Source organism: Candidatus Accumulibacter vicinus (assembly GCF_000584955.1).
Taxonomy (GTDB): Bacteria; Pseudomonadota; Gammaproteobacteria; order Burkholderiales; family Rhodocyclaceae; genus Accumulibacter; species Accumulibacter vicinus.
In genome coordinates this window covers 39,272-42,623 of record NZ_JDSS02000015.1, presented here as the reverse complement: position 1 = coordinate 42,623, position 3,352 = coordinate 39,272, and the positions used below count along the sequence as shown (strand labels likewise).

Below are 3,352 nucleotides of genomic sequence, written 5' to 3'. Positions count from 1 at the left end.
ATTGTCGACGGCACCCGCCGGGTGCTCGACGGCGCCGCCGGCCACCCGGTGCGGCATATGCTGTTCCTCAGTTCCGGCGCCATCTACGGCCCGCAACCGCCCGACATGGCATGCATGGCGGAAGATTACCGCGGCGGGCCCGACCCGGCCTCGGTTTCATCCGTTTACGGCGAAGGCAAGCGCGCCGCGGAGCTTCTTTGTGCCATCGCCGCGGCGGAGAGCCTGCCGGTCGTGATTGCGCGCTGCTTCACCTTCATCGGCCCCGGCCTGCCGCTCGACGCCCACTTCGCCGCCGGCAATTTCCTGCGCGACGCCGCCGCCGGCAACGAGATCGTCATCAAGGGCGACGGACGCCCGTTGCGCTCCTACCTCTACGCCGCCGATCTCGCCATCTGGTTGTGGACCCTACTGCTGAAGGGAAGAGCCGGGCGCGCCTACAACGTCGGCAGCGAGGAAGCCGTCAGCATCGGCGAGCTGGCGCGGCAGATTACTACGTGCGCCGCCGCGCCGGGCGTCGCCATCCTCGGCAAGCCCGGCGGAGGCGCTGCCGAACGCTATGTGCCCGACACTGGCCGCGCCCGCTCCGAACTCGGGTTGGCGCAATACCTCGACTTGCCGGAGGCGATCCGGCGCACCCTGGCCTGGATGGAACTCGCGGCGACATGAGCAGGATCGCGCTGCGCCCCTGCCCAATGTGCAGCGGCCGCGAAATCGACGTCCTGCATCGGCAGGCATTGCAGCAACCGGTGGGAAGCCCACTGCCCGACGCCTACGACGTCGCCGCCTGCCTGGCCTGCGGCTTCGTCTATGCCGACACGCCGGCAACCCAGCAGGATTACGACCGATACTATGCGGCGTTCTCCAAGTACGAAGACCCGGCCGTGGCCAGCGGCAGCGGAATCGGTGCGTTCGAGGCGGCTCGTTTCAAGGAAACCACCGCCGCCATCGCCAGTCGGCTCGGCGCTGCGGCGCGCATCCTCGACATCGGTTGCGCCGGCGGCGGCCTGCTGACGGAGTTGCGACGACGCGGCTTCACCTCGCTTTGCGGCGTCGACGGCGCACCGGGCTGTGCGGCCAGCGTGCGCGAACTCGGCTTCGAGGCCCATTGCCTGCCCCTCTCGCGGCTGCAGGAATTGAAGGACAGCGGGCCGTTCGACGGCATCATCCTGTCCCATGTGCTCGAGCACGTTGCCGATGTGCACAGCGTCATGATCGCAGTGACCTCGCTGGCGACGGCAGGAGCCAGAATTTACGTCGAAACACCGAATGCCGCGCGGTACACGGATCACGCTTATGTGCCCTTCTATTTTTTCGATAGCGAACACATCAATCATTTCGATCCACAGCGGCTTTCGATTCTCGGCGCGCGCTTCGGTTGGTGCACGGAAGCCATCGGAGAACGTACGCTCGAAGTCGCCCCAGGCAAGCACTACCCGGCAGCATGGGCCTGGCTGCGTAAAGATGCCGGTTGGGCAGCTACGTCGCAGGCAACGAACTCGACGCTGAGCGCCGCCGTACGTCGCTATGTTGCCGACTGTCATGCGGCACCCGTCTATCCCGCGTTGCAGAGCTTGGTCGCCGAAGGCGTGCCGACGATCGTCTGGGGCGCTGGCTCTCTCGCTCAACGCCTGTTTGGTCAGGGCGCACTCGACGCCTGCAACATCGTCGCCATCGTCGATCGCGACCGCAACAAGCAGGGCCTGCAGATTGCCGGGCATCATATCGAAGCACCCGAAGCGGCATTGGCGAGGCATCCCGAGGCGGCCATCCTGATCCTGGCTGCGGTGCATGGCGACGCCATCGTGCAGGACGCACTGACACGGTGTCCCAACGCATGCGTCGTGACGCTGGATGCCCCATCGCCGGGACAGCCGAGGGGGCCATGTCACAAATGACATGGCTCTGCACTGTGCAGCACCACCCTCGTCACCCCGACTCCACCACCAGCCTGACGGCACGGATCCCCGACACCTACGACCGATGAAGATCGTGCCGATTCTTTTCCCGTATCCCTGTCGCGGTGAAGCCGCACCCTACCTGTGCACATTCCTGCGCAGCATCTGCACCCACTTGCCGCAACAAGCTTATTACATTACCGACGCGGCCTGCATGCACTGGGACAGATTCCGGGAGAGCTGGGAGTTTGAACCCTGGAATCCATGGGTTCACGAGTATCGCATCGACTCTGAAGACAAGTCAGAAGCCATTTAGGTATCCTCGGTGCTTCTGCTGCCGGCCCGAAGAAATGACAGCCATCTAGCAATAACTGAGCGTAGCCAATGAAGCAATCTGCGCACCGGAACCCAACGGTCAGTTAAGTCAAGCAGATGCATTAGCGCACGGCAAAGCGCCGTCGGCATAAAAAGAATTGGAAACGTAAAAAACCAGAATTTCGTCAGGCCGCCAAATCGCGAAATGCTATTTCGAATCATGGATATTTGCTTACGTATTGACAAACGGGGGTCCGACAAGTATACGAAGATTGAAATTGGGTTCCAAAAAATAAAATACAATCGGTTCAGTAGATTCTTCTTTACGATGGAGGGGGTGTCCGTCAGATTCCAGACCTGTATTAGGTCGTGAGTGAACTCGTCAGCGTACTCGTAAAGAAAGTTTTCGTTTTCATCGAGAATGCAGAAATTATCCATTCGTTGAATCACACAATAATCGGACAACCAATACCACTGGCTCGACTTTTCAGCAATCCGGAGAAATATATAGGTGTGCGGGAAGTGGCGAGTGGAACAGAGCCGGTCTCGACCGAATTCGTCAACTACGTTCTGCCACGCATCCCTGTGGAAAATATGTGATGACATATATGTGAACGAGATGCCCAGGCTATCCGCAATGTCAATTCCGTATAGAGGGCGTGTGTAATTTGGGTGAGTAGGCAGCACCAAGTCATGGTCAGGGCCGACGAGTATGGTCAAAGTCTTATCGAAGTTCAACTTGTTTACAGTCATCCCAGATAAACCTGGCCACTCTCTTAAGTTTGCTAGGACTTTGGCAACACTTTGAGGCGGTAGCATGTCATCCGAACCAATCAGCCAACAATACTCAGCGTCCGAAATGTCAACAACGTTGAGGAAGTTGCGGACGCCACGCATATCCTGATCGAACCGGAAATACGTAAGGGGAACAGGGTAATCTGCTTGGAGTTTGCTGATCATTGCCTCGGTGCCATCATTCGATGCGTTGTCGCTCACGCAGACTTGGACTGCAGTGCTCTCTAAGCCCGTGCATTGCTCTCCCACGCAACTCAGCAATGCGTTAAGAGTTTCGCAGCGACCGTTATGGGTGGGAATGCAAATCGATAAAGTAAATGTTGGCATAGTGAGGCTTGTCTTCAGGA

4 protein-coding genes are annotated in these 3,352 nt (G+C 59.2%); 3 read left to right on the top strand and 1 reads right to left on the bottom strand.

The genetic code is table 11. The annotated features are described in order from the left end of the window. The 3 genes from CAPSK01_RS03870 to CAPSK01_RS03860 form a co-directional block, all read left to right on the top strand. A partial coding sequence (locus CAPSK01_RS03870; RefSeq protein ID WP_034922963.1) for an NAD(P)-dependent oxidoreductase occupies positions 1-666 on the top strand: 666 nt, incomplete at its 5' end. Next, positions 663-1,895: a class I SAM-dependent methyltransferase gene (locus tag CAPSK01_RS03865; protein ID WP_273703042.1), complete on the top strand. Its 1,233-nt coding sequence runs from the start codon at positions 663-665 to the stop codon at positions 1,893-1,895. The genes CAPSK01_RS03870 and CAPSK01_RS03865, both read left to right, overlap by 4 nt. A gap of 94 nt (positions 1,896-1,989) precedes the next feature. Next, on the top strand, positions 1,990-2,211 hold the full coding sequence (locus tag CAPSK01_RS03860) for a hypothetical protein (protein WP_273703041.1): 222 nt from the start codon (positions 1,990-1,992) through the stop codon (positions 2,209-2,211). Here CAPSK01_RS03860 and CAPSK01_RS03855 read toward each other — a convergent pair. Continuing rightward, a partial coding sequence (locus CAPSK01_RS03855; protein ID WP_273703040.1) for a glycosyltransferase family 2 protein occupies positions 2,208-3,352 on the bottom strand: 1,145 nt, incomplete at its 5' end. The genes CAPSK01_RS03860 and CAPSK01_RS03855 overlap by 4 nt on opposite strands.

Bases quoted from the DNA above. Each gene is read 5' to 3' on its own strand.
- CAPSK01_RS03865 (WP_273703042.1), top strand. From the start codon at position 663: ATGAGCAGGATCGCGCTGCGCCCCTGCCCAATGTGCAGCGGCCGCGAA.